The organism is Melghirimyces algeriensis (assembly GCF_900182565.1).
Classification (GTDB): Bacteria; Bacillota; Bacilli; order Thermoactinomycetales; family DSM-45169; genus Melghirimyces; species Melghirimyces algeriensis.
In genome coordinates this window covers 166,153-192,848 of record NZ_FXTI01000002.1, presented here as the reverse complement: position 1 = coordinate 192,848, position 26,696 = coordinate 166,153, and the positions used below count along the sequence as shown (strand labels likewise).

Annotated in this window: 21 protein-coding genes, 2 pseudogenes and 1 other annotated feature; of the genes and pseudogenes, 21 read left to right on the top strand and 2 right to left on the bottom strand. The window is 48.9% G+C overall.

Annotation, left to right across the window (positions count from 1 at the left end):
* Nucleotides 1–141: 141 nt before the first annotated feature.
* The 16 genes and pseudogenes from FN782_RS03965 to FN782_RS03890 all read left to right on the top strand — a co-directional run.
* Nucleotides 142–315 (top strand): annotated as a pseudogene (locus FN782_RS03965) (DivIVA domain-containing protein); the annotation flags it as partial.
* Nucleotides 289–747, top strand: a pseudogene (locus FN782_RS17430) (DivIVA domain-containing protein); the annotation flags it as partial. The pseudogenes FN782_RS03965 and FN782_RS17430, both read left to right, overlap by 27 nt.
* A 503-nt stretch (nucleotides 748–1,250) precedes the next feature.
* Nucleotides 1,251–1,477 (top strand) — a binding site (T-box leader).
* A 51-nt stretch (nucleotides 1,478–1,528) separates the two neighbouring features.
* Nucleotides 1,529–4,300 (top strand): isoleucine--tRNA ligase, encoded by a 2,772-nt coding sequence (ileS, locus tag FN782_RS03955; protein WP_142504482.1) that lies wholly within the window; start codon nucleotides 1,529–1,531, stop codon nucleotides 4,298–4,300.
* 273 nt (nucleotides 4,301–4,573) lie between these two features.
* Nucleotides 4,574–4,900, top strand: a complete 327-nt coding sequence (locus FN782_RS03950; RefSeq protein WP_142504481.1) for a DUF5665 domain-containing protein — start codon at nucleotides 4,574–4,576, stop codon at nucleotides 4,898–4,900.
* Nucleotides 4,901–4,916: 16 nt separating this feature from the next.
* Nucleotides 4,917–5,609, top strand: coding sequence for a TraR/DksA C4-type zinc finger protein (locus FN782_RS03945; protein ID WP_142504480.1), 693 nt, complete (start codon nucleotides 4,917–4,919; stop codon nucleotides 5,607–5,609).
* Nucleotides 5,610–5,730: 121 nt separating this feature from the next.
* Nucleotides 5,731–6,219 (top strand): signal peptidase II, encoded by a 489-nt coding sequence (gene lspA, locus FN782_RS03940; RefSeq protein WP_142504479.1) that lies wholly within the window; start codon nucleotides 5,731–5,733, stop codon nucleotides 6,217–6,219.
* Nucleotides 6,216–7,148 carry an RluA family pseudouridine synthase gene (locus FN782_RS03935; RefSeq protein ID WP_142504478.1) on the top strand — a complete coding sequence of 311 codons (933 nt, stop codon included), beginning with the start codon at nucleotides 6,216–6,218 and terminating at the stop codon, nucleotides 7,146–7,148. Before lspA ends, FN782_RS03935 begins: the two co-directional genes overlap by 4 nt.
* Before the next feature lie 188 nt (nucleotides 7,149–7,336).
* The gene (gene pyrR, locus FN782_RS03930) at nucleotides 7,337–7,867 is read left to right on the top strand and encodes a bifunctional pyr operon transcriptional regulator/uracil phosphoribosyltransferase PyrR (protein ID WP_142504477.1); all 531 of its coding nucleotides are present in this window, start codon (nucleotides 7,337–7,339) and stop codon (nucleotides 7,865–7,867) included.
* A gap of 148 nt (nucleotides 7,868–8,015) precedes the next feature.
* Nucleotides 8,016–9,368 carry a solute carrier family 23 protein gene (locus FN782_RS03925; protein ID WP_142504756.1) on the top strand — a complete coding sequence of 451 codons (1,353 nt, stop codon included), beginning with the start codon at nucleotides 8,016–8,018 and terminating at the stop codon, nucleotides 9,366–9,368.
* Between the two features lie 157 nt (nucleotides 9,369–9,525).
* Entirely contained in the window at nucleotides 9,526–10,446 is a 921-nt protein-coding gene (locus FN782_RS03920) for an aspartate carbamoyltransferase catalytic subunit (RefSeq protein ID WP_142504476.1), read from the top strand.
* A gap of 1 nt (nucleotide 10,447) precedes the next feature.
* Nucleotides 10,448–11,731: a dihydroorotase gene (locus FN782_RS03915; RefSeq protein ID WP_142504475.1), complete on the top strand. Its 1,284-nt coding sequence runs from the start codon at nucleotides 10,448–10,450 to the stop codon at nucleotides 11,729–11,731.
* Between the two features lie 40 nt (nucleotides 11,732–11,771).
* Entirely contained in the window at nucleotides 11,772–12,869 is a 1,098-nt protein-coding gene (carA, locus tag FN782_RS03910; protein ID WP_142504474.1) for a glutamine-hydrolyzing carbamoyl-phosphate synthase small subunit, read from the top strand.
* Nucleotides 12,862–16,080: a carbamoyl-phosphate synthase large subunit gene (gene carB / locus FN782_RS03905; protein ID WP_142504473.1), complete on the top strand. Its 3,219-nt coding sequence runs from the start codon at nucleotides 12,862–12,864 to the stop codon at nucleotides 16,078–16,080. The genes carA and carB overlap by 8 nt, the downstream gene beginning before the upstream one ends.
* On the top strand, nucleotides 16,077–16,814 hold the full coding sequence (gene pyrF / locus FN782_RS03900; RefSeq protein ID WP_342778347.1) for an orotidine-5'-phosphate decarboxylase: 738 nt from the start codon (nucleotides 16,077–16,079) through the stop codon (nucleotides 16,812–16,814). Before carB ends, pyrF begins: the two co-directional genes overlap by 4 nt.
* Nucleotides 16,814–17,404, top strand: a complete 591-nt coding sequence (gene pyrE, locus FN782_RS03895; RefSeq protein WP_142504472.1) for an orotate phosphoribosyltransferase — start codon at nucleotides 16,814–16,816, stop codon at nucleotides 17,402–17,404. Before pyrF ends, pyrE begins: the two co-directional genes overlap by 1 nt.
* A 147-nt stretch (nucleotides 17,405–17,551) precedes the next feature.
* A complete protein-coding gene (locus FN782_RS03890) occupies nucleotides 17,552–17,959 on the top strand; it encodes a hypothetical protein (RefSeq protein ID WP_142504471.1) in 408 nt (135 codons plus the stop codon).
* A 56-nt stretch (nucleotides 17,960–18,015) separates the two neighbouring features.
* Here FN782_RS03890 and FN782_RS03885 read toward each other — a convergent pair whose 3' ends face one another.
* Nucleotides 18,016–18,696 carry an NAD(P)H-dependent oxidoreductase gene (locus FN782_RS03885; protein WP_142504470.1) on the bottom strand — a complete coding sequence of 227 codons (681 nt, stop codon included), beginning with the start codon at nucleotides 18,694–18,696 and terminating at the stop codon, nucleotides 18,016–18,018.
* Between the two features lie 144 nt (nucleotides 18,697–18,840).
* On the opposite strand from FN782_RS03885, the gene FN782_RS03880 reads away from it, so the two are divergent.
* From FN782_RS03880 to FN782_RS03875, 3 genes are all read left to right on the top strand, one after another.
* Nucleotides 18,841–19,218, top strand: coding sequence for a winged helix-turn-helix transcriptional regulator (locus tag FN782_RS03880; RefSeq protein ID WP_142504469.1), 378 nt, complete (start codon nucleotides 18,841–18,843; stop codon nucleotides 19,216–19,218).
* A gap of 52 nt (nucleotides 19,219–19,270) precedes the next feature.
* On the top strand, nucleotides 19,271–19,405 hold the full coding sequence (locus FN782_RS17245; RefSeq protein ID WP_281285909.1) for a glycine zipper domain-containing protein: 135 nt from the start codon (nucleotides 19,271–19,273) through the stop codon (nucleotides 19,403–19,405).
* A 572-nt stretch (nucleotides 19,406–19,977) separates the two neighbouring features.
* On the top strand, nucleotides 19,978–20,895 hold the full coding sequence (locus FN782_RS03875; RefSeq protein WP_185956016.1) for a polysaccharide deacetylase family protein: 918 nt from the start codon (nucleotides 19,978–19,980) through the stop codon (nucleotides 20,893–20,895).
* 92 nt (nucleotides 20,896–20,987) lie between these two features.
* Here FN782_RS03875 and FN782_RS03870 read toward each other — a convergent pair whose 3' ends face one another.
* Complete coding sequence (locus FN782_RS03870; RefSeq protein WP_142504467.1) at nucleotides 20,988–22,718, bottom strand: Rqc2 family fibronectin-binding protein; 1,731 nt, start codon at nucleotides 22,716–22,718, stop codon at nucleotides 20,988–20,990.
* 172 nt (nucleotides 22,719–22,890) lie between these two features.
* On the opposite strand from FN782_RS03870, the gene FN782_RS03865 reads away from it, so the two are divergent.
* Together FN782_RS03865 and dapF are read left to right on the top strand one after the other, a co-directional pair.
* Complete coding sequence (locus FN782_RS03865) at nucleotides 22,891–25,650, top strand: calcium-translocating P-type ATPase, SERCA-type (protein ID WP_425462677.1); 2,760 nt, start codon at nucleotides 22,891–22,893, stop codon at nucleotides 25,648–25,650.
* Between the two features lie 152 nt (nucleotides 25,651–25,802).
* The gene (gene dapF / locus FN782_RS03860) at nucleotides 25,803–26,639 is read left to right on the top strand and encodes a diaminopimelate epimerase (protein WP_142504753.1); all 837 of its coding nucleotides are present in this window, start codon (nucleotides 25,803–25,805) and stop codon (nucleotides 26,637–26,639) included.
* The last annotated feature ends 57 nt before the right edge of the window (nucleotides 26,640–26,696 follow it).

Here is a 26,696-nt window from a genome sequence, read left to right as displayed (position 1 = left end):
AAAAGAATGTGTTATTTTGATAGAAAGTAAATTGATGGAAAATCTGAAACTCGGACAAGTTGATGTAGCCAACCAGCAGGAATTCTGCTACCATTGTAGAATAGAAAATATGGCATAGCCAATCTCTGAGGAGGTGTCAATATGCCGCTTAGTCCTCTGGACATTCACAATAAAGAGTTTAAACGTTCCTTTCGCGGCTATGACGTAGACGAAGTCAACGACTTCCTCGATCAGATTATTAAAGACTTTGAGTTTCTCATTCGGGAGAAACAACAGCTTGAACAACAGGTGGAAGAGTTACAACAGGAGCTGGAGCAGGCATTGGAAGAACAGGTGGTTTCACCGGCTCAAAACACCCAGCCGCCAATTTCGCCCCGGCAACAGACGCAACCGCAGCCTCAGGCACCACAACCACAGCAAACGCAACCGCGTTTTCAGCAGCCTGAGCCTTATCAACAACAGTCTGAACATCCTGTGCACCATGGACCGCCTGCACCGATTCAACCTCAACAATCTGCTTCTTCCCTATCGTCCATGGAACAGAGTATCCATAAGTCGATTCGTGTGGCTCAGGAAGTGGCTGAAGAAGTACGCTTGAATGCGAAAAAGGAAGCGGAATTGATTGTACAGGAAGCAGAGAAAAATGCGGATAGAATTATTAATGAAGCATTGCAGAAAGCGCGGGAAATCCATACCGAACTTCTGGATCTCAAGCAAAAAGCAACTGTTTACCGTGCTCGTTTCCGTACATTGATTCAGTCGCATCTGGATGTGTTGGAGAACACGGATTGGGAATCTTTGGAAGAACTTGAGGAAGGATTGGAAGAAGCAGGTAAACAATTGGACCAATTCTCCAATGAGGGCAATGAAAATGTTTCACTGCAACAGTCTTCTGAGGATTACAGCCAACCGCAAGACTACGGTCAAACCCAGGAATACGGTTCAGCACCGGATTATGGGCAACAAGGGTACGGTTCCCGAAATCCCATGGAAGACACTCACCCTTATGATCAAGGATCTTATATGGATGAAGGGGATGACCTCCGACGGGATCTACGGAGATCAACCCGTAATAAGATGAAGCGGAAGGCTATGTTTTGATTTGATTTTTCCTATCCCGATTTGCTAAGATCTATATAAGCAGTAACATTCAGCTTTAAACTGTAGAAAAAGACGGATGAAAGGTTGGGACGAGATCACCTGGCCTGAAAACGGATGAACAAGCTCTGTGTGATACATAGGGCTTACAGTGAAAAGCGGAGAACGGGAGAGTAAACAGTGTTGCATTGGTTTCAGCGAATTAGGGATTGGTGAAAGCCTAATCCATGCGCCTGTTGAAGATCGCCCCGGAGCTGTCTTTCTGAACTCATCAAATAGTAGGATGGACCGTCAGATTCACGTTACGAATCATGGAGTGGGTCCTTTCTTCATGAAGGGCTTATTAGGGTGGTACCGCGGGTAACTTCTCGTCCCTACCGGGATTGAGGAGTTTTTTTATTTGGGTTTTTGACAAGGAGTGAGACACAGAGTGGACTATAAAAAAACCTTAAATCTGCCCCAGACAAAATTTCCGATGCGAGGCAATCTTCCCAACAAAGAGCCGGAAATGCAAAAATGGTGGGAAGACATGGACATCTACAGTCAAGTTCAGGAGAAGCGAAAAGGAAAACCCAAGTTTGTTCTTCATGATGGCCCCATCTATTCAAACGGCGATATCCATATTGGCCATGCTCTGAACAGGGTGTTGAAAGACTTTATTGTTCGATATAAATCCATGCAAGGATTTGATGCCCCGTATATCCCAGGCTGGGATACTCATGGCTTGCCGATTGAACATGCCATCGTAACCAAAAAGAAAGTCAACCGAAAAGAAAAAGATCTTGTCACATTCCGCAAAATGTGTGCCGATTATGCGTGGTCCTTTGTCAACAAACAGCGTGACCAATTTAAACGCTTGGGGGTTCGGGGAGATTGGGATCATCCCTATGTTACGCTGAATCCCCAATATGAGGCCAGACAGCTCCGGGTTTTTGGTGAAATGGTAAAGAGAGGATACATTTACAGAGGGTATCGCTCGGTCTATTGGTCGCCTTCTTCGGAAAGTGCTCTGGCGGATGCGGAAGTGGAATACCAGGACAAACGTTCACCATCCATTTATGTGATGTTTCCCATTCAGGATGGAAAAGGCGTTTTGCCAGAAGAAAATACGCATGTGGTGATCTGGACGACCACTCCGTGGACGATTCCGGCCAATTTGGCAATCGCCGTCCATGCGGATGTGACGTATGCTTTGGTGAAAGAAGGAAATCGGCAACTTCTTCTTGCTGAGGATTTGGTGGATGATGTGATGGAGCTGGCGGGAATCACATCCTATGAGAAGGTCTCCACCATCAAAGGCTCGGAGCTGGAAGGGGTGTGTTGCCGTCATCCGTTTTATGATCGAAAAAGTCCGATCGTTCTGGGCGATCATGTGACATTGGACGCGGGAACGGGTTGTGTTCATACCGCACCGGGTCATGGTGGCGAGGATTTTGAGCTGGGCAAGAAGTATGATCTGGGTGTTCTGTGTCCAGTGGATGAAAAAGGCCGGTTTACACACGAGGCTCCCGGTTTTGAAGGCATGTTTTACGATGATGCAAACAAAGCAGTGACAGAAAAACTGAAGGAGAGGGAAGCGCTGTTAAAGCTTTCCTTCATTACCCACCAATATCCGCATGATTGGCGCACCAAAAAGCCGGTGATCTATCGAGCGACGGAACAGTGGTTTGTTTCCATTGATGGGTTCCGGGAAGCCCTGCTGGAAGAGGTCAAGAATGTCAAATGGATTCCATCATGGGGAGAAGTGCGGATTTCCAATATGATTGCCGATCGTGGAGACTGGTGTATTTCCCGGCAACGGGCATGGGGAGTACCCATTCCAATCTTCTATTGTCGTTCCTGCAACCATCCCTATGTTACCGATGCATCCATTGACAAGGCTGCCAACATCATTGCCGAGGAAGGGTCGAATGCCTGGTACGCCAAGGATACAAATGAGCTGTTGCCTGAAGGAGCCACCTGTTCCGAGTGTGGGCATCAAAGCTTCCGCAAGGAAACGGATACGATGGATGTGTGGTTTGATTCGGGGAGCAGTCATGCGGCTGTTTTGGAACAGCGGGAAGAGACGGATTTTCCGGCGGATATGTATTTGGAAGGCACTGATCAATACCGGGGATGGTTTAATTCCTCCCTTTCAACCGCAGTGGCTACCAAAGGGAAGGCTCCATACCGACAAGTTCTTTGCCATGGATTTACCTTGGACGGGGAAGGGCGCAAAATGTCCAAATCCATTGGTAACACCATTGATCCATTGAAGGTCATGAAAACCTATGGTGCGGACATTTTGCGGCTGTGGGTATCCTCTGTGGATTATCAAGCGGATCACCGGGTATCGGATGAGATTTTGAAGCAAATCGCTGAAGTTTACCGCAAGATCCGGAATACCTTCCGGTTCCTGCTTGGGAACTTGGCCGATTTCTCACCGCAGACCGATCGGGTGGCGGTTGAGGATTTGAATGAATTGGATCGCTATGCGCTTTTGAAGTTACAGCGATTGGTAGAGCGGGTGACAAAAGGGTATGACGCGTATGACTTCCATTCGGTCTATTATCAGATCCACCATTATTGCACGGTATTTCTCAGCCAGTTCTATCTGGATGTGTTAAAAGACCGACTCTATGTTCTACCCAAAGAGGATCAAAAGCGACGTTCCTCACAAACTGTGATGTATGAGACATTGGTCGCTTTGGTGAAAATGGTTCACCCCATCCTGCCCCATACCACCGAGGAGGTATGGAAGTATATTCCGGATGTGGATACAAAGAGTATTCAATTGACGGATTTCCCTCAAGTAAAGGCAAACTACCTGAATGCGGAGCTTGAAAGCAAATGGGACCGTTTGGTAATGCATCGTGACACGGTACTAAAAGCTTTGGAGGAAGCGCGTGCAAATCAAGGGATTGGAAACTCCCTGGGTGCGCTCATTGAATTATATCCTTCAGAAGAGAGTGCTCAATTGCTAAGCCGTGTGGATGACCTAGAAGAGCTGTTTATTGTCTCGCAGGTTCATCTGTATCAGGCCAGCGATCAGCCGGAGGGAGATACCGTTGAGGGAGACGGTTTGCGAGTTAAGATCAAGCCGGCAGAAGGGAAAAAATGTCAGCGATGCTGGATGATCAGTCCCTCGGTCGGCCAAAACGATCAACACCCCGATCTTTGTGACCGCTGTGCGGATATTGTGGAAAAGCATTTTGCAGACTAACCAAAAGAACTCCACCGTTTGAAGCTATGACAAAGCCCTGCGCCGAAAGGCGACAGGGCTTTGTGTCTTGCAAAAAAAATGAAGGCAGATCGAGATCCTTCTGTTCTCATGGAACGGTTGATGTTTTGGGTACAGACACCGCTCGGTCGCTTTGGCACAGCTTGTTATGGACAAAATCCCCATGGACGAGTGAACAACATCGTAAGAAAAGAGGCCCGTTAGGGTACATCTAAAAAAGAAGGGGACGAAAGGGATCGGAATAGGAGGGTATGGATGCAGAGACAAAAAGAAGAAGACACCCGTCAATGGCTGAACCGAATTGAAGAGCGGCTGAATGAAATCGGTCGTAAACTGGAAACTGGTGAAATTGCAGCCTATGTACAGCTTTTAAATTCCCCGATCCGCTTGCTTGCGATTAACATCCTTACGGGAATTGCAAGAGGAGTGGGCATTGCCATCGGGGTGACCATCTTTACGGCCACGATTGTTTATTTTTTGCAAAAGCTTGGAGCGTTAAATCTACCGATTGTGGGAGACTATATTGCAGAGATCGTTCGGATTGTCCAAGCTCAGTTGGAGTTGGATGGAATGACCTATTAAGGAAAGGGGAATCGCTGTGACCGAACAACAACAGGCAGAATTGAAGAAACAGCTGGACATGGAAAAATCACGTTTGACCAGGAAATTGGATGAGAACCAGCATTATGGGATGGAAGAGGGGATGAACAACTCTGTTGGGGAACTGTCCGGATATGACAATCATCCGGCAGATCTGGGTACAGAGTTATTTGAACGGGGGAAGGACCTCGCTTTGAATGAAGAGGATGAGGAACGGCTGGAAGCGATTGAGATGGCCTTGCTTCGAATGGAAGAGGGACAGTATGGAAAGTGTGTAGTGTGTGGAAAGGAAATTCCTTATGAACGGTTGAAAGCTGTTCCTGAGACATCTTATTGTATGGAACACCAGCGGGAGACAGATCTTTCCAATCGCCGGCCGGTCGAGGAAAAAATCATTCACCCCCCATTTGGGGATCATTTTCACGATCAAAAGGAAGCCAGTTTTTACGATGCAGAAGATTCCTGGCAAGAAGTCGAGCGATACGGTACGTCCAACCCGCCTGACTATTTCCGGGAAGGGAAGGATTACAATGAACTGACGGTGGACCACGATGAGCGACACGGATATGTGGATGATGTGGAGCATATTCCCGTTGCGGGACTGGACGGACGTCCATCCGATATTCTGTCTGAGATCACTCACAACGATGCGACACGAAGAAAAGAGAAGGAGGAGGACCAAGAGGAGTGAATCGTTCCGGAACAAAACCGTCAGTTGTTTGCCCTTTTTCGCTGTGCTAAAATGAAAACTTGGAAGATGTCGGGATCTGTCTTTCACCAGGTGCCGGGCACGGCAGAGGGGGGAACCAATCATATTTAGGTATTTTATTGTGGCTCTGGTTGTTTTGGGACTGGACCAAGCGACAAAGTGGCTTGTGGTCCGCAACATGAACCTTTTTCAAACCATCCCCCTGTGGGAAGGCGTTTTTCATATTACATCCCATCGCAATCGCGGAGCAGCGTTTGGGATTTTGCAAAATCAACAGTGGTTGTTTATTGTGATCACGATTGTTGTGGTGTCGGGAATCACGTATTATTTGCTTCAGTTGAAAGCGAGCCAGCCGCTGATGTCCTGGTCGCTCGCACTGATTCTTGGAGGTTCCATTGGAAATCTGATCGACCGGGTTCGACTTGGTGAAGTGGTGGACTTTTTAGACTTTCGACTGATTCAGTATCCGATTTTTAATGTAGCGGACTCTGCGATTGTCGTTGGCGTTGGGATCATGATATTCCTCACCATCCGTCAACCGAGTGAAAAAGAGGACTCCCTTACCACCAAGGAAGCGGGGGATTCCCAGTGAGCACGGATGGGAAGCTTCTGCGCTTTGCTGTTGGAGAGGAAGACAGTGGAGGACGGGTGGATAAGTTTTTGGTTCAAAAGAATAGGGACTGGTCCCGTATGACGGTTCAGTCCTGGATCCGTGGAAAACGGGTATTGGTGGATGGCCGCCCGGTGAAAAACAATTACCGTTTACATGTTGGAGAACGGGTGGAAGTTCAAGAGCCTCCTCCGGAAGAGCCCAACGTGGAAGCGGAATCGATTCCTTTGGACGTTGTCTACGAAGATTCTGACGTGATTGTGGTTAACAAATCACGGGGGATGATGGTTCATCCCGCACCCGGTATCTATTCGGGAACAATGGTGAACGCATTGCTCGCTCATTGTCATGACCTTTCTGGCATCGGTGGGGTGCTTCGTCCGGGAATCGTCCATCGAATTGATAAAGATACATCTGGCCTGATTATGGCGGCCAAAAACGATGTTGCACACCAGTCCTTAGCGGCACAACTGAAGGCCCATAGTGTGGAGCGGGTCTATGTGGCTGTGGTGAACGGAAATATTCCGCATGACAAGGGAACGGTGGATGCTCCCATTGGACGGGATACAAAAAATCGAAAGCGGATGGCTGTGGAACATAAAAACGGAAAGCCAGCGATCACTCATTTTGAAGTAATGGAACGTTTTCAACGGGCGACCATGGTTCAATGTCGCTTGGAGACAGGACGAACACACCAGATTCGGGTGCATATGAAGTATATTGGACATCCGTTGGTGGGAGATCCTGTTTACAGTACCAATCACCGAAAATTCTCCATCGATGGACAGGCCCTTCACGCAAAGGTACTGGGTTTCTTTCATCCAAGGACAGGAGAGCGAATTCGCCTGGAAACCGAGCTACCAAAGGATATCACTCGATTGGTGGATCGATTTCGTGTGCAAACGGGTTAGATGGGATGAATCTCTTCACTTCCATTGACAAACATGGAAGGATGCTTCATAATAAGAGCAACTGAATAGGAACCTTTAATTCAGTCCGGAGAGGCTGGCAAGGGAATGGCACTCATTTCAGGAGTCGTATGCGCTTTTTGTCTTTCCGGGACGGGAAGCGTTTTTTATGTGGAAGGAGGAGCCGCTAAGTGGCCGAAAAAGTGATCCTAGATGAAGCAGCCATTCGGCGAGCGTTGACCCGAATTGCTCATGAAATTTTGGAGCGGAATAAAGGCGTGGAAAATTGTATTCTTGTGGGAATTCACACCCGCGGGATCTTTCTGGCGCAACGGTTGGCTGAGCGGATTCGGCGAATCGAAGGGGAGAGCGTTCCGGTTGGGGAACTGGATATTACGCTGTACCGTGACGATTTGACGGAAAAAACGGAGCAGCCGCAAGTACGCGGTACGGTTCTTCCGGTCGAGATTCACGGGAAGACGGTGATTCTGGTTGATGATGTGCTATATACGGGTCGAACCGTGCGGGCGGCGATGGATGCCCTGATCGATCGTGGACGTCCCCGACAGATTCAACTGGCTGTCCTTGTGGACCGGGGGCATCGGGAGTTGCCGATTCGTTCGGATTTTGTGGGGAAAAATGTTCCCACATCCAAGGACGAGATTGTTCATGTGGCCGTTATGGAACAGGACGGAAAAGATCAGGTCGTTATTCATAAATAAAATCAGTCCCTTTAAAGGCAGTCCCGTGAGGCTGGCAAGGGAGGACGCAATTTCTGTGCGTAACGGTAGGGTCCGTACGTGCTTTCTACCTCTCTGTCAGTTGACGGAGAGGTTTTTTATATGCGGAGGAGGTTGACTCGTGAAACAAATGGAATTGGATGTCTATGATAAACCGAAAGCATGGAAATGGATCGCATTAAGTGTCCAGCATCTGTTTGCGATGTTTGGTGCCACGATTCTGGTGCCGCTTTTGACGGGATTGCAACCGGCGGTCGCATTATTGTCTAGTGGGATTGGAACACTTGCCTACCTGATGATCACCCGTGGAAAAATTCCCGCCTATCTGGGTTCCTCTTTTGCCTTTATCGTTCCGATTATCACCGTGTCCCAGAATCAGGGGATGGGAGCGGCACTGTTTGGCTGTTTCTTGGCCGGAATCGTTTACGGTGTGGTGGCTCTCGTCATCTTTCGTTTTGGCTCGGCCTGGCTCCATTATCTGCTTCCCCCGGTGGTGATCGGATCGGTGGTGATTGTCATCGGTCTGGCTCTGGCGGGCACGGCGGTCGACATGGCCAGTACCGAACACATCACTCGTCCGCTGCCAAAGTCGGTGGAGGAATTTCAGGCACTTCCCGGAACAGTGGAAAAGGTGGATGAAGAAGCAGGACAAGTCACATTAAAGGTCTACTCTCTCAAACATTTTATGGTTGCCTTGTCTGCTTTGGTCATCGCTGTGGTCTCCAGTCTGTTCCTTCGCGGATTTCTCAACCTGATCCCGATTCTTTTGGGGATTACCGGGGGATATATCGTCGCTTTTTCGGTCGGGCTGGTGGATCTCTCTCCGGTCCGGGAAGCATCCTGGTTGGCTCTGCCACAATTCACCGTCCCTGAAGTTTCATGGTCTGCGGCGCTTGTGATTGTTCCTGTCGCACTGGTTTCTATGACAGAGCACATTGGGCACCTCATGGTGACCAGTAACCTGATGAACCGTGATCTGGCTAAAAATCCCGGTCTTCATCGGTCCATTTTGGGCGATGGTGTGGCAACCGTACTCGCATCAATGTTGGGTGGACCACCCAATACAACCTATGGAGAAAATATTGGCGTCATGGCCATTACCCGGATATTCAGTGTATATGTCATCGGGGGAGCGGCTATCCTCGCCATCAGCTTTTCCTTTATCGGGAAGCTGTCGGCCTTGATTTCCACGATTCCAACGGCAGTGATGGGGGGTGTTTCCATTCTCCTCTTTGGCATGATTGCCTCGGCCGGGCTTCGGATGTTAGTGGAAAATCAGATTGATTTCAGTAACAAACGAAACCTGATTATCGCTTCGGTGGTACTGGTGATTGGTGTGGGCGGTGCCACGCTCAAATTTGTTGGAATCCACTTTGAAGTGGAGGGAATGGCCTTGGCAACCCTTGTCGGGATCTTGTTGAATCTGGGTTTACCACGCGCAACCGATGAAAAAGAGGGGATCACAGCCAAACAGGTGGCTTGAAAAATCATAAATTGAACCTTTAAATCCGGTCCCGTGAGGCCGTGGAAGGAATCGATCGGAGTTCGGTATATGGACAAAGGGGATTGTCCATTTCGAATGGTTGGCTTCTTCCACATGGAAGAAGCCTTTTTTTACACCATTACAAGGGGGAAGTCCAATGATTCAGACCGGAACCCAACCGGGGCATTTAATCGATATCGATCAACTGTCCAAAAGGGAGATGGAGGAACTGTTCCAGCAAGCGGATGCCTGGAAGAATGGGCATGGGATGGGAACCAACGTATACGCTGGCCGGTTTGTCGCCAACCTGTTTTTTGAGCCGAGTACACGAACGCGTCTTTCATTTGAAGTGGCGGAACGAAAGTTAGGGTTGGAGATTTTACAGCTGGATGAAATGACCTCCAGTGTTGCAAAAGGGGAATCCTTTTACGATACCTTGCGAACCTTGGCCTCCCTTGGAGTCCATGTGGCAGTGGTTCGTCACTCCGGAGGTGGACTCTTGGAGAAAATGGCCCGTCATTCCCTAGGCCTGGCTCTGATCAACGCGGGAGAAGGTTCCGGAGGACATCCCACTCAGGCACTGTTGGATTGTTATACACTGCGTCACCACTTTGGCCAACTTTCCGGTCTGCGTGTGGCCATTGTCGGAGATATTCTGCATAGTCGGGTGGCCCGATCCAATGTCCTGGCGCTAAATGCGTTTGGGGCACGGCCGGTGCTCAGTGGTCCTGCATCCATGCGCGATCCCGAATTGGAATCCATTGCCCCTTATCTTCCTTTTGAGGAAGCGATTGGGGAAGCGGATGCCGTGATGATGTTACGGGTACAGTTGGAACGACACCAGGAAACATTGTTTTCTTCGGCAGCAGCGTATCGAAAACATTACGGTCTGACACTTGAACGTCTGGAACGAATGCGTTCCCATGCGGTGATTCTTCATCCGGGTCCATTTAACCGGGGTGTGGAGATCGATGGAGAATTGGTGGAACATCCCCGATCCAAAATTTTTGAGCAGAAAGCCAATGGCGTTTGGATTCGCATGGCTGCTTTACAACGCGCACTTGAAGGAGGTCTTTAAGATGGAAACAATGGTGTTAAAAAATGGCCGGTTGTTGGATCTGGATACGGGAGAGTCTTTTACCGCCGACTTGATCATTGCTGATGGAAAAGTGAAACAGGTTGGAAGAGGTCTGTCTGCTGAGGGAATCCAGGTGAGAGATCTTTCCGGAAAGCTGGTGATCCCAGGATTGATTGATATGCATATCCACCTTCGAGAGCCCGGTTTTGAAGAGAAAGAGACCATTGCCACGGGGACACGGGCAGCTGCCAGGGGCGGATTTGTCAGCGTGGCCTGTATGCCCAATACCAAGCCGGTAACGGATACCCCAGAAGCCGTTCGAAGAATTCTGGAGATCAACCGGAAGGAAGGAAGCGGGGTGCGGGTCCTTCCGATTGCTGCGATTACACGGGAATCGAGCGGAGAAGAACTGACCGATATGGCCGGGTTAAAAGAAGCCGGGGCGGTTGCAGTATCCGATGACGGGGTGGGCGTTCAGCGTGCGGATATGATGAAACAAGCCATGCGCAAGGCTTCGGAGTTGGACCTGCCCGTCGTTGCACATTGTGAAGAGGAAGATTTATTAGTGCCGGGAGCTTGTGTTCATGATGGAGCATTTGCCCAGCAATACGGTTTGCCTGGAATTCCTGCGGAAGCGGAATCCATTCATGTGGGTCGTGATATTCTTTTGGCGGAAGATACCGGTGTCCATTACCATGTATGCCATATCAGCACGGAAGCCTCCGTTCGGTTGGTTCGTGAAGCAAAAGAGAGGGGGCAACGGGTGACTGCGGAAGTAACCCCTCATCACTTACTGTTGTGCGATGCAGATATTCCAGGTGTTGATCCGATGTATAAGATGAATCCACCTTTGCGATCAGCAAACGACCGTCAGGCATTAATCGAAGGGTTGAAAGACGGTACGATCGATTTTATTGCAACCGATCACGCTCCCCACACTGCATCAGAAAAAGCGAAGGATATACAGGAGGCTCCCTTCGGTATTGTGGGTCTGGAAACAGCATTTCCCCTCCTTTATACCCATCTGGTGCTAACAGGTGAACTGACACTGGCCCAGTTGATTGACCGGATGACCCGAATTCCGGCCCAACGTTTTGAATTGCCGTTGGGAGGACCGGTAGAAGGCAGTTCCGCTGACTTGGCAGTGATTGACCTAGATGAAGAACGAACGATTGACCCGGAAAGCTTTGCATCCAAAGGTAAAAATACGCCGTTTGCGGGCTGGAAAGTGAAAGGTTGGCCTGTGATGACATTGGTGGATGGAAAGGTGATTTGGGAGAAATAGATCTTCGAAATGACAGCGTAAATGGATGGGAGGAAAAAAGATGAGAGCCAGATTACTGTTGGATGATGGAACGAGACTGGAAGGAGAAGCCTTTGGTGCAGAAACGGAGAAACTGGGTGAAGTCGTGTTTAACACAGGTATGACCGGCTATCAGGAAGTATTGACCGATCCTTCTTACTGCGGACAAATCGTGTTGATGACCTATCCCTTAATCGGAAATTACGGAATGAGCCGTCATGATATTGAATCCCGTCGTCCCTTTGCTCACGGTTTTGTCGTTCGGGAACAGGCAAAGAACCCCAGCAACTGGAGAAATGAACAGAGCTTGGATCGTTGGCTGAAGGAATATGGAATTCCGGGAATCTCCGGTGTGGATACCCGGATGCTTACCCGAAAGATCCGCATTCATGGAACCATGAAAGGGATTTTGTCAACAAAAGGAGATTCATGGGAAGCGCTGGCGGAAAAACTGAAAAGCGGGTCTTTGTTGCGGGACCAGGTGGATCGAGTCAGTACCCGAAGCATTCATGCTTCACCGGGGTATGGTCCCAGGGTGGTATTGATGGACTTTGGGGCAAAGTATGGAATTCAACGGGAGCTGAATCGGCGGGGTTGTGATGTCGTCGTGGTGCCTTGGGATACACCGGCTGAAACCATAAATCGTCTGGGTCCGGATGGTGTCCTTCTCTCCAATGGTCCCGGAAATCCCAAAGATGTGCCACAGGCGATTACAACTGTCAGACAACTGATGGAGCGATATCCTCTGTTTGGTATCTGTTTGGGTCACCAGTTATTTGCTTTGGCTTCTGGAGCCGACACAGAAAAGATGAAATTTGGTCATCGCGGTTGCAATCATCCCGTAAAAGATCTGAAAACCTGTCGGACGTATATCACCTCCCAAAACCACGGTTATTCAGTACGGACCGATTCACTGACAGATACGGAACTGACTCTGACGCATGTGGCTTTAAACGACAATACCTGTGAAGGGCTGGCTCATAACCGGTTGCCGGCATTCTCGGTTCAGTATCACCCTGAGGCGGCACCAGGCCCTCATGATTCGGATGAACTTTTTGATCAGTTTATGCAACTTCTGAAAGGACAAAAACAGGACAGGGAGGGACGTGTACATGCCTAAAGATCCTACGTTAAAGAAAATTTTGGTGATTGGTTCCGGTCCCATTGTGATTGGACAAGCCGCCGAATTTGACTATGCCGGAACCCAGGCCTGTCAATCCCTGAAGGAAGAGGGGCTGGAGGTGGTATTGGTCAACAGCAATCCGGCCACCATCATGACGGATACGGATGTGGCAGACAAGGTTTACATTGAACCGATGACTCCTGAGTTTCTGACCCAGGTGATCCGTAAAGAGCGACCCGATGGATTGTTACCCACTCTGGGAGGGCAGACGGGATTAAACCTGGCAGTGGAATTGGCGGAGTCGGGCGTGCTGGAACAGGAAGAGGTACGGCTGCTGGGCACTGATCTTCGAGCGATTACCTGCGCCGAAGACCGGGATCAATTTCGCCGTTTGATGCAGAAAATCGGTGAACCGATTCCGAGCAGTGAAATTGTCCATTCCGTTGAAGAAGCGCTGCAATTTGCTTCCAAAACAGGTTATCCGGTCATTGTTCGTCCGGCCTATACTCTGGGTGGAACGGGAGGCGGAATTGCTCATTCGGAAGCGGAATTGAGGGAGACCGTGGAAAACGGGATTCGCTACAGCCCGATTGGACAGTGTCTGGTTGAACAGAGCATCGCCGGTTACAAGGAAGTGGAATATGAGGTGATGCGGGATGCTGAAGATAATGCGATTGTCGTATGCAATATGGAGAATTTTGACCCTGTGGGTGTTCACACCGGGGACAGCATCGTTTTTGCTCCCACTCAGACCCTGTCTGACCGGGAACATCAGATGTTGCGAAGCTCGGCGCTCAAGATCATCAGAGAGTTGAATATACAGGGGGGTTGTAACGTTCAGTTTGCGTTGGACCCACACAGCTTTCAGTATTATGTGATTGAGGTAAATCCGCGGGTCAGTCGTTCCAGTGCGTTGGCATCCAAAGCGACAGGGTATCCGATTGCCCGGATTGCTGCCAAGATTGCGGTTGGATACAGTTTGGACGAGATTACCAACCCGGTGACCGGAAAAACCTGCACGTGTTTTGAGCCGACGTTGGATTATGTGGTAAGCAAGATTCCCCGTTGGCCTTTTGATAAGTTTTCGACAGCCAACCGGAAATTAGGCACCCAGATGAAAGCGACCGGTGAAGTGATGGCGATCGGTCGGACATTGGAGGAGTCGCTTTTAAAAGCTGTCCGTTCCTTGGAAATCGGGTTGGATCATATTCACCTTCCTGAAGCGGATGGTTTGTCCGAAGAAGAGCTGAAAAAGCGTCTCACCTTTCCAGATGATGAACGGCTTTATCTGTTGGCGGAATGGTTTCGCCGGGGAGGTTCCATCAATCAGGCACATGAGTTGACAGGGATCGATCCTTTTTTCCTTCACAAAATAGAGGGGATCGTTCGGATGGAACAGGGAATATCCAGCGGTGAAACGTTGAGTGAAGAGCTTTTAAAAGAAGCCAAACGCCAAGGCTTCACCGATGCTGTGCTGGCCCGTCTCACGGGGCAAGAGGAGTCAGAGATTCGGGCCATTCGAAAAAAACATGGCATCCAGCCTGTTTACAAAATGGTGGATACATGTGCTGCGGAGTTTGAAGCGGCGACTCCTTATTACTATTCCACCTATGAGCAAGAAGACGAAGTGGTGAAGACAAAACAACCCACGGTGGTCGTGCTTGGATCGGGGCCGATCCGGATCGGTCAGGGTGTCGAATTTGACTATGCAACAGTTCATGCGATCCAAGCGATTCGGAGCGCTGGCATGGAAGCGGTGATCATTAACAATAATCCGGAGACCGTTTCAACCGACTTCAATATCTCAGACCGCCTTTATTTTGATCCCTTATATACAGAAGATGTCCTAAACATCATTGAGAAGGAGCAGCCGGTGGGTGTGGTCGTGCAATTTGGCGGACAAACCTCTCTCAACCTGGCACGGGATCTGAAAGATCACGGGGTTCCGCTCTTGGGTACCAACCTGGATTCCATCGACCGGGCGGAAGACCGAAAACGGTTTGAACAGTTGCTGCGTGAAGTGGACATCCCTCAACCGCCGGGGACTGCAGTGACTTCAAAAGAAGAAGCATTGGAAGCAGCCCGGAAACTTGGCTTCCCGGTGTTGGTTCGCCCTTCCTATGTTTTGGGTGGACGGGCGATGGAGATTGTGTACAGCGAAACGGAACTGAACAATTATATGAACGAGGCAGTCAAAGTGAATCCGGAACAGCCCGTCTTGATTGACCGGTATCTCCGCGGAAAGGAAATTGAGGTGGATGCCGTTTCTGACGGAGAGCGTGTGTTGGTTCCGGGGATTATGGAACATGTGGAACGGGCCGGGGTTCACTCCGGGGACTCCATCGCTGTCTATCCCCCCCGTTCGATCACTCTAGAACAAAAGCATCGACTGGTCCAGATGACGACCAGCATTGCTAAGGCGTTAAACAGTAAAGGGCTGATTAATATCCAGTTTGTCTTGCATCACGATAAAATCTATGTTCTGGAGGTGAATCCCCGTGCTTCCCGTACCGTTCCTTTCTTAAGCAAGGTGACCGGAGTTCCCATGGCCCGTGTGGCTACGCGGGTGATGCTTGGAGAATCGCTGAAAGAACAGGGATATACAGAGGGTCTGTGGCCTGAACGTCCGGAGACAGCGGTGAAAGTGCCGGTCTTCTCCTTTGCCAAGCTTCGTCGGGTAGATGTAACGCTCGGTCCGGAGATGAAATCGACAGGGGAAGTGATGGGAAGGGACCGGGACTATGCCCGTGCGGTCTACAAAGGCCTGTTGGCGGCTGGAATTTCCTTGCCCCGGTTTGGAACCGTGATTGCCACCATCAGTGACAAGGATAAGGAGGAAGCCCTTCAACTCTTCCGCCGCTTTCATGGACTGGGATATCGGATTGTCGCGACGCGCGGCACAGCGGATATTCTGGAAGCGGATGGATTGCCGGTCAAACGGGTCAATAAACTGAAAGAAGGTTCTCCCCATATTCTCGATTTGATTCGACAAGGAGAGGCGGACTTGGTTGTCAATACATGGACACGGGGAAAAACGCCGGAGCGGGATGGCTTTCGGATTCGAAGGGAAGCGGTCGAACACGGGATCGCTTGCCTCACTTCGCTGGATACCGTGGAGGCACTTTTAAACACACTGGACTCCATCTATATGACAGCAGAACCGATTGCCCGTCCGGTTGGGAGTGTACGGGAGGAACAGCCGGTATGATGGATTTGTCCAACCCCTGTCATCGAATCATTGTGGCCCTGGATGTACCGGATGCTTCAGAGGCCGAACAATTTTTGTCCCAATGGGAGACGGAAGAAAAACCGTTTATTAAAGTGGGCATGCAACTTTTCTATGCAACGGGTCCATCATGGGTGGCTACGTTGGTTGAGAGGGGCTACCCTGTTTTCCTGGATGTCAAGCTGCACGACATTCCCAATACGGTGTCCGGAGCGATTGGATCGCTTGTCAAGCTGGGTGTGGATATGATTACCCTGCATGCTTCCGGAGGACGGGCGATGATGGAAGCGGCCAGAGAAGCGGCTGAAGCGTCAGGTGGAAGAAAACGCCCCGCATTATTGGGTGTCACTCAGTTAACCAGTACAGATGAACAGATGCTCAACGGTGAGCTGGGCATCCCAGGTACGGTACGGGATTCCGTTTTGAATCTGGCCCAATTGGCCGAGAAGTCCGGTATGGACGGGGTTGTCTGTTCGGGTGAGGAAGCCGGTTGGATGAAGGAACACGTTTCCGGAAAGCTGTTGACCGTTACTCCGGGTATCCGTTTAAAAGGAGAGGATGCAGGGGATCAGAAACGGGTGATGACACCGGAAGTTGCCATCCAATCAGGAGCGGATCTCTTGGTGATGGGTCGTTCCATTACACAATCATCACAGCCGGTTTCCGTATGGAAGCAATGTGTGAAGTCTATCCAAAGGAGTGAGCGAAAATCATAATGAAACAGCAAGATCATTGGGAGATCCGAGAAGCGATGAAACGGACAGGTGTATTGAAAGAGGGGCATTTTATCCTTTCTTCCGGTCGTCACAGTGCCCGTTATATGCAGTGCGCCCAGCTCCTTCAACACCCTGCGGAAGCGGAAGAAGCAGGAAGAGCAATTGCTTCACTTTTTCGGGATGCAAAGGTGGATGTGGTTGTGGGCCCTGCCCTCGGCGGGGTGATCATCGCCCATGAAACAGCCCGCGCTCTGGGTGTACGATGCCTCTTTGCGGAACGAAAGGAAGGAACGATGACACTCAGGCGAGGCTTTACCATCCAACCGGGTGAACGTGTTTTATTGGTGGAAGATGTGGTGACCACCGGCGGATCGGTACAAGAAGTGGCGAAACTGGTGGAAGCACTGAATGGTAAAGTGGTGGGGATTGGATCGATTGTGGACCGAAGCAAGGGACAGACACCGTTTCAGGTACCTTTTCGCTCCCTTTTGGAATTTACAATGGAGACCCATGCTCCAAATGACTGTCCACTCTGTAAAGAAGGAATTCCCGTTGAAAAACCAGGCAGTCGTCATTCGGTAAATGCCTGATAGGATCTTTGCAATTAAAGTCCCACCCGGAGTAGGGTGGGATTTTTCGTTGAACTTCAGACATGTATAATGATTATTTCTCGTACAATGTTATTAAATCATAGAAATAGACAAAAGAGAGGCAGGAAGGGAACAGGGGGAGAAGTTATGGTTTGGTGGCTTCACAAATTGTTTATGGCAGGGATCGGCCTCTTTGTGATCCTGTTTTTGGGCCTTTGGTTGGAAACAACATTTCTCATGGCCGGAACGGTCGCTTTTGCATGGGTTACGTTCAATCGTCTGATTCAATCCCCTTCCGTGATCCGGCTCATTCATCTGTTTCCTCTTGTTCCTGCCGTGATCGTAAGTAAATGGGGAATCGACTTGTCCCTTCACTCCAATGAAATGGGTATTTTGTATGTACATGGGTTAATCGCCTATATCAAACATTCTGTATCCCTTCTATTCTCTCTTGACGGAATATTATTTCATTTGGCAACAGGGGTGATTGCAGGAGGAATGGCCCTGATCGTCTTCGGGAAAGATCCAGTTTCCAACCGACAGCGAACGGAATAAAGAGCTGTTGACAAAGAATGTCAACAGCTCTTTTGCACCTTTAAGGTTCATATTGCTTATTTCACCCATTGCACGACCTGTTCGATGGATTGTCTGGTTTTGGGTCGGGGTTCTTGGACGCGGTATCCAAAGGCGGCCATGGTTGCCACTCCAAATGACTCTCCCTGAATCACTCCCTCAGATCTTAGAATTTCCTCTACCTGCTCCTTGTCAAATCCTTCAATGGGACAAGAATCGATTCCGATTTGAGCGGCTGCTGTCATCATATTGCCAAGGGCGATATAGGTTTGCTTGCTTGCCCAGTCAAATAGGGTGCGGTCGCTTTCCAGTAATTTAAAATCAGACTCCTGAAATTTCTTGACGGCTTCATATTTCCATTGCGCGATTTCTTCAGGCAACTTTTGAATATCCTTGTTGATATATTCAAGATAGGCCGAGTCATAGTGCATATCTTCTGCTGTTCGTGCCAGGATTACGACGAAATGACTGGCGGTTGGAAGGGATCGTTGGGCTCCCCAGGTGACAGGGAGCAGTTTTTCGCGCAATGTTTTGTTTTGAACCACAACAAATTTCCATGGTTCAAATCCGAAAGAGCTGGGAGACAAACGTCCTGTTTCCAAAATAAATTCAAAATCTTCATCCGGGATTTTTTTCGCCGGGTCAAACTCTTTACAGGCATGTCTATAATGATAGGCTTCAATAATCTGTTGCTTTTGATCCTGTTTTGTCAGGTTCATTTCATGTCGCTCCTTCATTGTATTGTGTGGGGGGGGAAGTCCCGTGAGACTTTACAGATCATATTGTAACCCGTACAATTCAATCATGTAAGTAGGCACATTTTTGTCATATAGTATCCATTTTTATACCTGGGAGCGATCCGATTGAAACACGGTACAAAGGCAATTTGGGAATTATACGGATATGCTTGCCCCGTTGAGGTAACGATTGATGTCGTCGGGGGAAAGTGGAAAAGTATTATTCTTTTTCATTTACTGAAGGGAAAAAAGCGTTTTAACGAACTTCGCCGCCTCATTCCCGGTGTTACACAGCGGATGCTGACATTACAACTTCGCGAATTGGAACGGGATGGAATCATTCACCGTGAAGTGTATAAACAGGTGCCACCCAAAGTGGAGTATTCGCTGACCGAATTTGGTCAGACATTGTCCCCGATTGTCCAGCTAATGATGGATTGGGGGCGGACCCACACCAAACAGCTCGCCGAATCACGGGAAAGAAACCAGGAAAAAGGGTTTTAGGAAATATTTTCCTTGCGTGAAAAATAAATCGTTGAAAGGATGAAACGAACCGATGAACGGGTTGGCAAGTGGCATTGGAATTGGGGTGGCACTGGGGATCGCCTTGGATAATTTGGCACTGGGAATTGCCATCGGTGTGGCATTGGGTTCCGGATTGGAGGCCACAAAATCACATATAGGAAAATGAGTTTTAAATTGCCGTAGAAGGGCTTGGCGTGCGTCTGAGGGGGAGACTACCATACATCCGAAATGGGGAATGGCGTGGTGGTTTTGTCCCCCGTTTTTTATTAAATAAAATTGGAACCGATCTTCCGGATGAATCATTTTATAATTGGAGAAGAGAAAAAATTGATTTTGCACTTGCCGTAAACCATGTTGCTTTCTATAATGAGAATGAAAAAGAGAATGAGTTTTATGTTGTTGGAAAAAGAAGGTATCCCTGAATCTTTTTATTTTTGAAAATCGGTACGTTTTCTGCCCCTTTCTTTTTGGATGATCCCGGTCAAAAATGGGTTTTTAAGGGATTCTTTTTTGTTAAGAAAAAATAAAGGATCACAAACCACAAAGGAAAATATAAATTCAGTCCGAATAGTAATAGAAGGAACATAAAGGTATGTCTTTTTTAAAACATAGTTAGGACTGATATCTCATTGACCATCTTGCGAAGTTTTCTAAGGTCTGAATGATGTGATTTACCTGCTCTGTGTCCATTGACATACCTGAGTGGCCGCGATAGAGAGAATGGGAGTGGACAACAGCATGAAGGGGACCTTGTTGCGTACAGGGCTTTTTTTTATTTTGCTCATTGGAGTGATTGGCTCCAGCATGTGGATGTTTTCTTCGGCCGGCTCCGCCGGAGAGCAAGTTGATCAAAAGGATTCGGTCTCCAAAAAAGAAGTGAAAGAGAAAGAGACGCAGAAGAAGCAAAAGGAGAACCAAAAGGAAGAGAAAGGTTCTGATTCCAAAGAGTCCAACCTTGTCAAAAATGAACAGACTGCGGATTCCAAGTCAACCCCGTCGAAAACAAGGCCAAAGAAGGAAAATAAACCGATTACTCCCCAAATTATTTATCGGGGAGCCAAAAAAGAAAAAGTGGTGGCGCTGACGTTTGATGATGGACCGGATTCAACATATACCCCAGAGGTACTGAACATTTTGCGTGAAAAAGGAATTCTTGCCACATTTTTTGTGTTGGGAAAAATGGTTCGAAGTCACCCTGACATAACCTTGCGGATTGTGAAAGAGGGGCATACCATTGCAAATCATTCCTGGAGTCATGCCTACCTCCCCAAACTGAAGGGAAAACAGATTGAAAAGGAATTGATGCAAACCCATCGGGAAGTGAAGCGGTTGACGGGAATGGATATGAGCTTGCATCGCGCTCCATATGGTGCGGTTAAAGGGGTGGAGAAGCGAATTGCCGATCATGGATACCGAATCATTCATTGGGATGTGGATTCGTGGGATTGGAAAAGCGGACGCAATTCAAGGGATATCCTGAACGGTGTGAAAAAACAAGTGCAGCCAGGTAGTATTGTTCTGCTTCATTCCGCAGGGGGGGACCGGTCCGACACGGTCCGGATGTTGCCGACGCTGATCGATGATCTGAAAGCCCAGGGTTACCGCTTTGTCACCGTAGATGAACTGCTGGGTGTACCAGCGTACAGCAATGAGTAGCAATACAAATCCTGTCTTTCACTATAAAACAAAAAACATCCACCTGATCAGGGGTGGATGTTTTTTGTTTTTCGATCAGGTGAGCACACAGATTACGGATGATGTTTTAATGTGGTTTCGTTCCTTTCCAATTGACGGATCTCGCTTTCCTCCGGGGTGACAAAGAGTGTTTTCTGCTCTTCGTAGATCACAAATCCCGGAGGGGTACCGGAAGGTTTTTTGACATGTTTGACCAGTGTATAGTCCACAGGGACTTGGCTGGATTCCCTGGCTTTACTGTGCCAGGCGGCCAGCATTGCCGCTTCATGCAAGGTTTTTTCACTGATGTTGTTGCTCCGAATGACAACATGGGAACCGGGAATTTCCTTGGTATGAAGCCAAGTGTCCGTGGCTGATGCCAGCCGGTGCGTGAGAAAGTCGTTCTGCTTGTTATTTCGACCCACCAAGATTTGAATGCCTTCAGACGAACGGTAAGACATAGGCATCGGTTTTTGGTAACGTTTTTTTCGGCGGGACTGCGATTTGGCTTTGATCCATCCGACCTCTTGCAACTCCTCCCGGATTTCCTCTGCTTCTGAAGGGTTGGCGTCTTCAAGCTGAACGAGAACCGACTCCAGATAAGCTCTTTCCCGCCGGGCTTTTTCAATCTGTTCTGCATTCCACTTTCGGGCAGATTTTGCTTTGTTGTACAACCGAAAATAGCGTTGTGCATTTTCCGAGGGGGTGAGCTGGGGATCAAGGGGAATGGTGATCTCAGAGGCATCCGGAGCGTAATAATTCACCGCTTTCAGCTCTGTATCCCCCCGTTTCACTTGGTGCATATAGGCGGTGAGAAGTTCTCCATAGACTTGATAGGTTTCTCCCCGCTCCGTTTCCTTCTGTTCCTGGGTTAACTTTTGAATCTTGTTTGTATTTTTGTCAATTGCATTCTTCAGGTTTCGGATCAGATCGTGATTTTTTTGTCGGGTTCGGTCCCGTTCTGCTTTGCCGTGGTAAAAGGTTTCCATGCAACGGCTGACAGAATCGAAGGTTTGTCGTTCCCCCTTTAGATGGGTGAGACGGAGGACAGAAAACACCGTTTTGTTGCCGTGAACGATATTTGGTTCATAGCGGTGAGAACAGGCATCCTTCATCACATGATGAAATGCGGACCACAGTCCCTCCCGGTCACCCAGTCCCGCCCGACTGACGATTTCACGTGCGGTTTGAGGACCGATGCCAAGAAAACGATTGACGATTTGCTTATCCAGCTTTCCTTGGTTGAATTGAAGAGAACGGAGGAATGTATCCCTGTTTGCTTCCAAAGGACATTTCTTGTTCTGTTCTGGAGGTGCTTCATAAACAAGACCGGGCATAACTTGCCGATGACGACTGATATCGGGGGTGACCCGGCGGATTGCATCCATGATCCTGTCGGTAGCCGGATCGATTAACATAATATTGCTATGACGGCCCATGATTTCCACAATCAATCGACGGATTACTTCATCGCCCAATTCGTTTCGGGTTTTGATGTCAATATAAATGATCCGCTCCAGCCCGACTTGCTGAATGCTTTCGATCACGCCGCCTTCACAGTGTTTTCGGAGCAGCATACAGAACATCGGTGGGGTGAGAGGATTATCTGCAGGCTGTTCTGTCAGATAAAGGCGGGGATAGGCCGGATGGGCAGACAGCAACAGTCGGCGATTTCCGTTTTTAGAACGCATATGCATAACCAGGTCCAGTTCCCCTGGTTGATAGATTTTGGTTACACGGCTGCCAAGAAGTGTTTGATTCAGTTCATGTACAATGGCCCGTATACAAATGCCATCCAAGGACATGGGGTTCCCCCCTTTCTGCATAGTGACAGATGAAACACATTCCAGTATAACATGCGTGACAGGAACTGTTGATGAAATCGTGAGCAACCTGCTCCAAATTTCCTCAATTTTATCATGATACGGCTCCTTTTCTGGCATGTTTTACAGCCTGTCTGAATATGGTTGTCTTGAGATGGGATTGGACAAAGGGGGAGGGAATGTGTCGGAAGACAACCGTTATTTGGAATGGGATATGGAACAATTGGTTACCTATTTTGAGGTGGACCCGGCGAAAGGATTAACTGAAGAAGAAGCAGAAAAACGAAAACGAAAAGTGGGTCCCAACCGATTAGCGGAAGGGAAGTCATTGTCTCCGCTGGCCCTTTTGCTCAATCAGTTCAAGGATTTTATGATGTTGGTGCTATTGGCGGCGACTCTGGTTTCCGGACTGTTGGGAGAATATACGGATGCCATCGCGATTGTCGCCATTGTGGTGTTGAATGCGGTTTTGGGATTTATTCAGGAGTTTCGGGCGGAAAAGTCTTTGGTTGCACTCAAGGAAATGTCCGCTCCCATGGCCAAAGTGAAACGGAACGGTGCTTGGACACGGATTCCAGCAGCGGACCTGGTTCCTGGGGATATTGTCTCACTGGAAAGCGGAGATCGGGTTCCTGCGGATCTTCGTCTGATCCGGGTGGACAATTTGTATATTGAAGAATCAGCATTGACAGGGGAATCCGTACCGGTTGCCAAAACAGATGCAAGGATTGCTGGTCAGGAGATTCCTTTGGGAGACCAAAAAAACAAAGGGTTTCTCGGAACGATGGTGGTTCGGGGAACGGGGATCGGTTTGGTGGTATCCACAGGAATGGATACGGAAATGGGCAAGATCGCTCATCTGATCCAATCGACGGAAAGTGTACAGACCCCGTTGCAAAATCGGTTGGAGCAATTGGGAAAGGTCCTGATCGTTGTCTCTCTTTTCCTGACAGCAGTAGTGGTATTGACAGGGATTGCTCACGGACATGAAGCATACAAGATGTTTCTTGCCGGGGTCAGCTTGGCCGTGGCAGCGATTCCGGAAGGGTTGCCAGCCATCGTCACCATCGCACTCGCTCTGGGAGTTCAGCGGATGATCCGTCGTCGCGCCATTGTCCGGAAATTGCCTTCTGTGGAGACACTGGGATGTGCCTCGGTCATCTGTTCGGATAAAACAGGGACCTTAACTCAGAATCGGATGACCGTAACCCATGTATGGGTGGACCAACGTCAGATTCAGGTGTCCGGGTCCGGACATGTGCCTGAAGGGGAGTTTACGGATGGCGGCCGGAAAGTGACTCCGCAAAACAATGCGTGCCTACAGCGGCTGTTGGAGATTGCCGTTCTGTGCAATAACGCAGAACTGATCAAAGAAAGCCAGCGGGAGGGGAAATTGAGACGAAAAAAGGAAAACTGGCGATTGGATGGTGATCCGACAGAAGGGGCTCTGTTGGTTTTGGGAGCTAAAGGAAATATGTTCTCGGATTCTTTCAGGAAACAGTGGAAACGAATCAAAGAGTTTCCCTTTGATTCTTCAAGAAAGATGATGTCGGTTTTGGTGGAGAGCACAAAAGGAAAACGTGTCGTGATGACCAAAGGAGCGCCGGATGTCCTTTTAAACCGATGTACACACATATTAAAAGGTGGAAAGCCTGTTCCACTTACAGAAACCATGCGGAAGAAGATTCTTGCGGATAATGATCAATTGGCGGCATTGGCGCTCAGAAATCTGGGGTTGGCTTACCGGGACTGGAGGGGGGCAGAACCGGAACGGGAATCCCATGTGGAAAAAGATCTGGTATTCGTCGGGTTGACGGGGATGATCGATCCTCCCAGAGAAGAAGTGAAAGAAGCAATCTCCATTTGTCGCCGGGCAGGAATTCGGACCGTGATGATTACAGGGGATCATCAGACGACAGCCGTAGCCATTGCGCGGAAGCTGGGAATCCTGACCAAAAAGGGTCTCACGGTGAACGGAAATGACATTCAAAAAATGAGTGACGAGGACTTTGAACAAAAAGCAAAGGATATTCAGGTCTACGCACGTGTATCTCCTGAGCATAAACTGAAAATTGTAAAGGCCTTGCAGAAAGAGGGCCATGTTGTTGCCATGACGGGAGATGGTGTGAATGACGCTCCTGCGATCAAGGCATCAGATATTGGGATTGCCATGGGAATCACGGGGACTGATGTTTCCAAGGAGGCATCCTCTCTGGTTTTGTCTGATGATAACTTTGCCACCATTGTATCGGCCATTGAAGAAGGTCGGAGCATCTACGACAATATTCGGAAATTTATCTGTTATCTGTTGGCCAGCAATGTGGGGGAAATCCTGGTGATGTTTCTGGCAATGTTGGCGGGGATGCCCTTGCCCCTGGTTCCCATACAGATACTGTGGGTGAACCTGGTGACCGATGGATTGCCTGCGATGGCTCTGGGGGTTGATCCGGCGGAAGAGGATACAATGGATCGTCCCCCACGAAACAGCCGGGAAAGCATTTTTGCCAGGGGAGTTGGTTGGAAAATTGTAACCCGCGGGTTATTGATCGGTTGTTTCACCCTGATGGCATTCTGGATTTCCTATAACGAAACGCCGGATGATTTGGTTCGTGCTCAGACGATCGCTTTTTCCACCCTAGTGTTGGCTCAATTGATCTATGTGTTTGATTGTCGCAGTAAACAGTCCGTTTTTCACAGGAATCCATTAAACAATGTAAGTTTGGTTCTGGCAGTTGCTTCATCAGCGTTGTTACTTCTGATTGTCATCTATTACCCACCCTTACAGCCGATCTTTCACACCATGTCCTTGGGAGCACGAGAGTGGACGCTGGTGATTGCAGCGGCTGCCTTTCCCACATTGCTGGCAGGGGTGATGGATCTGTTCCGACCGGTTCGTCGATCGCTCCCCGATTGATATCTGTTTCCATTGAAAAAACCGATCCGGTGCGGTATGCTCAAAACCAGCCGTACCGGCCAAAGAACCGATGGTGTCGAAAGGCTTCATCGGTTTCCTTGTTTATACCCATGAAAAAGAGGTGAGGGGTGGTGAGTATCATGCCACAGGGAATTCGCTTTACGAAGATGCAGGGACTTGGAAACGATTTTATTGTGATATCCTCTCAAGCCTTGCCGGACGGAGTCAAAGAACTCGCTGAACGATTATGTGATCGTCATTTTGGTGTGGGAGCGGATGGTCTTGTCTATATCCTTCCTTCGGAGAAGGGGGATTTTCGGATGCGGATTCTGAACCGGGATGGAAGTGAGGCAGAACAGTGTGGAAATGCCGTCCGCTGTGTAGCGAAATATTATTATGAACGGATTTCCAATGCCAAAAAGGAACTTTTGATAGAAACGCAGGCAGGACTGCAACGTGTCTGGGTGGAGGCGGATGGTCAGACGGTTCGCCGGGTCTGTGTCGACATGGGGAAGCCGATTCTGAAGGGAGAGCGCATTCCGGTCAAAGTTAATGAGAGTCAAGTGGTGGCGCATCCGATTGAGGTAGAAGGGGAAACATTTCATTTCACTGCCGTCTCCATGGGGAATCCTCATGCTGTGATTTTCGTAGACGACGCTGCCCGGTTTCCCTTGAAAACCTGGGGCCTCCGCCTGGAATCGCATCCCCTGTTTCCCAATCGGGTCAATGTGGAAATTGTCACAGTTACCTCAAGAGAGGAATTGCAGATGCGGGTCTGGGAACGTGGAGTTGGTGAAACCTTGGCCTGTGGAACCGGCGCTTGTGCCTCTGTCGTAGCAGCCGTATTGAATGGGAAAACCGGACGGCGGGTTTTTGTCCGGTTAAAAGGTGGGGACTTGGAGATTGAGTGGAAGGAAAACGATCAACGGATTTATATGACAGGTGTGGCAGAAAATGTGTTTGAAGGTGAATGGATCAGATCTTTTTAAGATTTTTTGATTTTTTTTACGGGAAAGCATTGCCATGGTAAGGGGAACTCGGTGTAT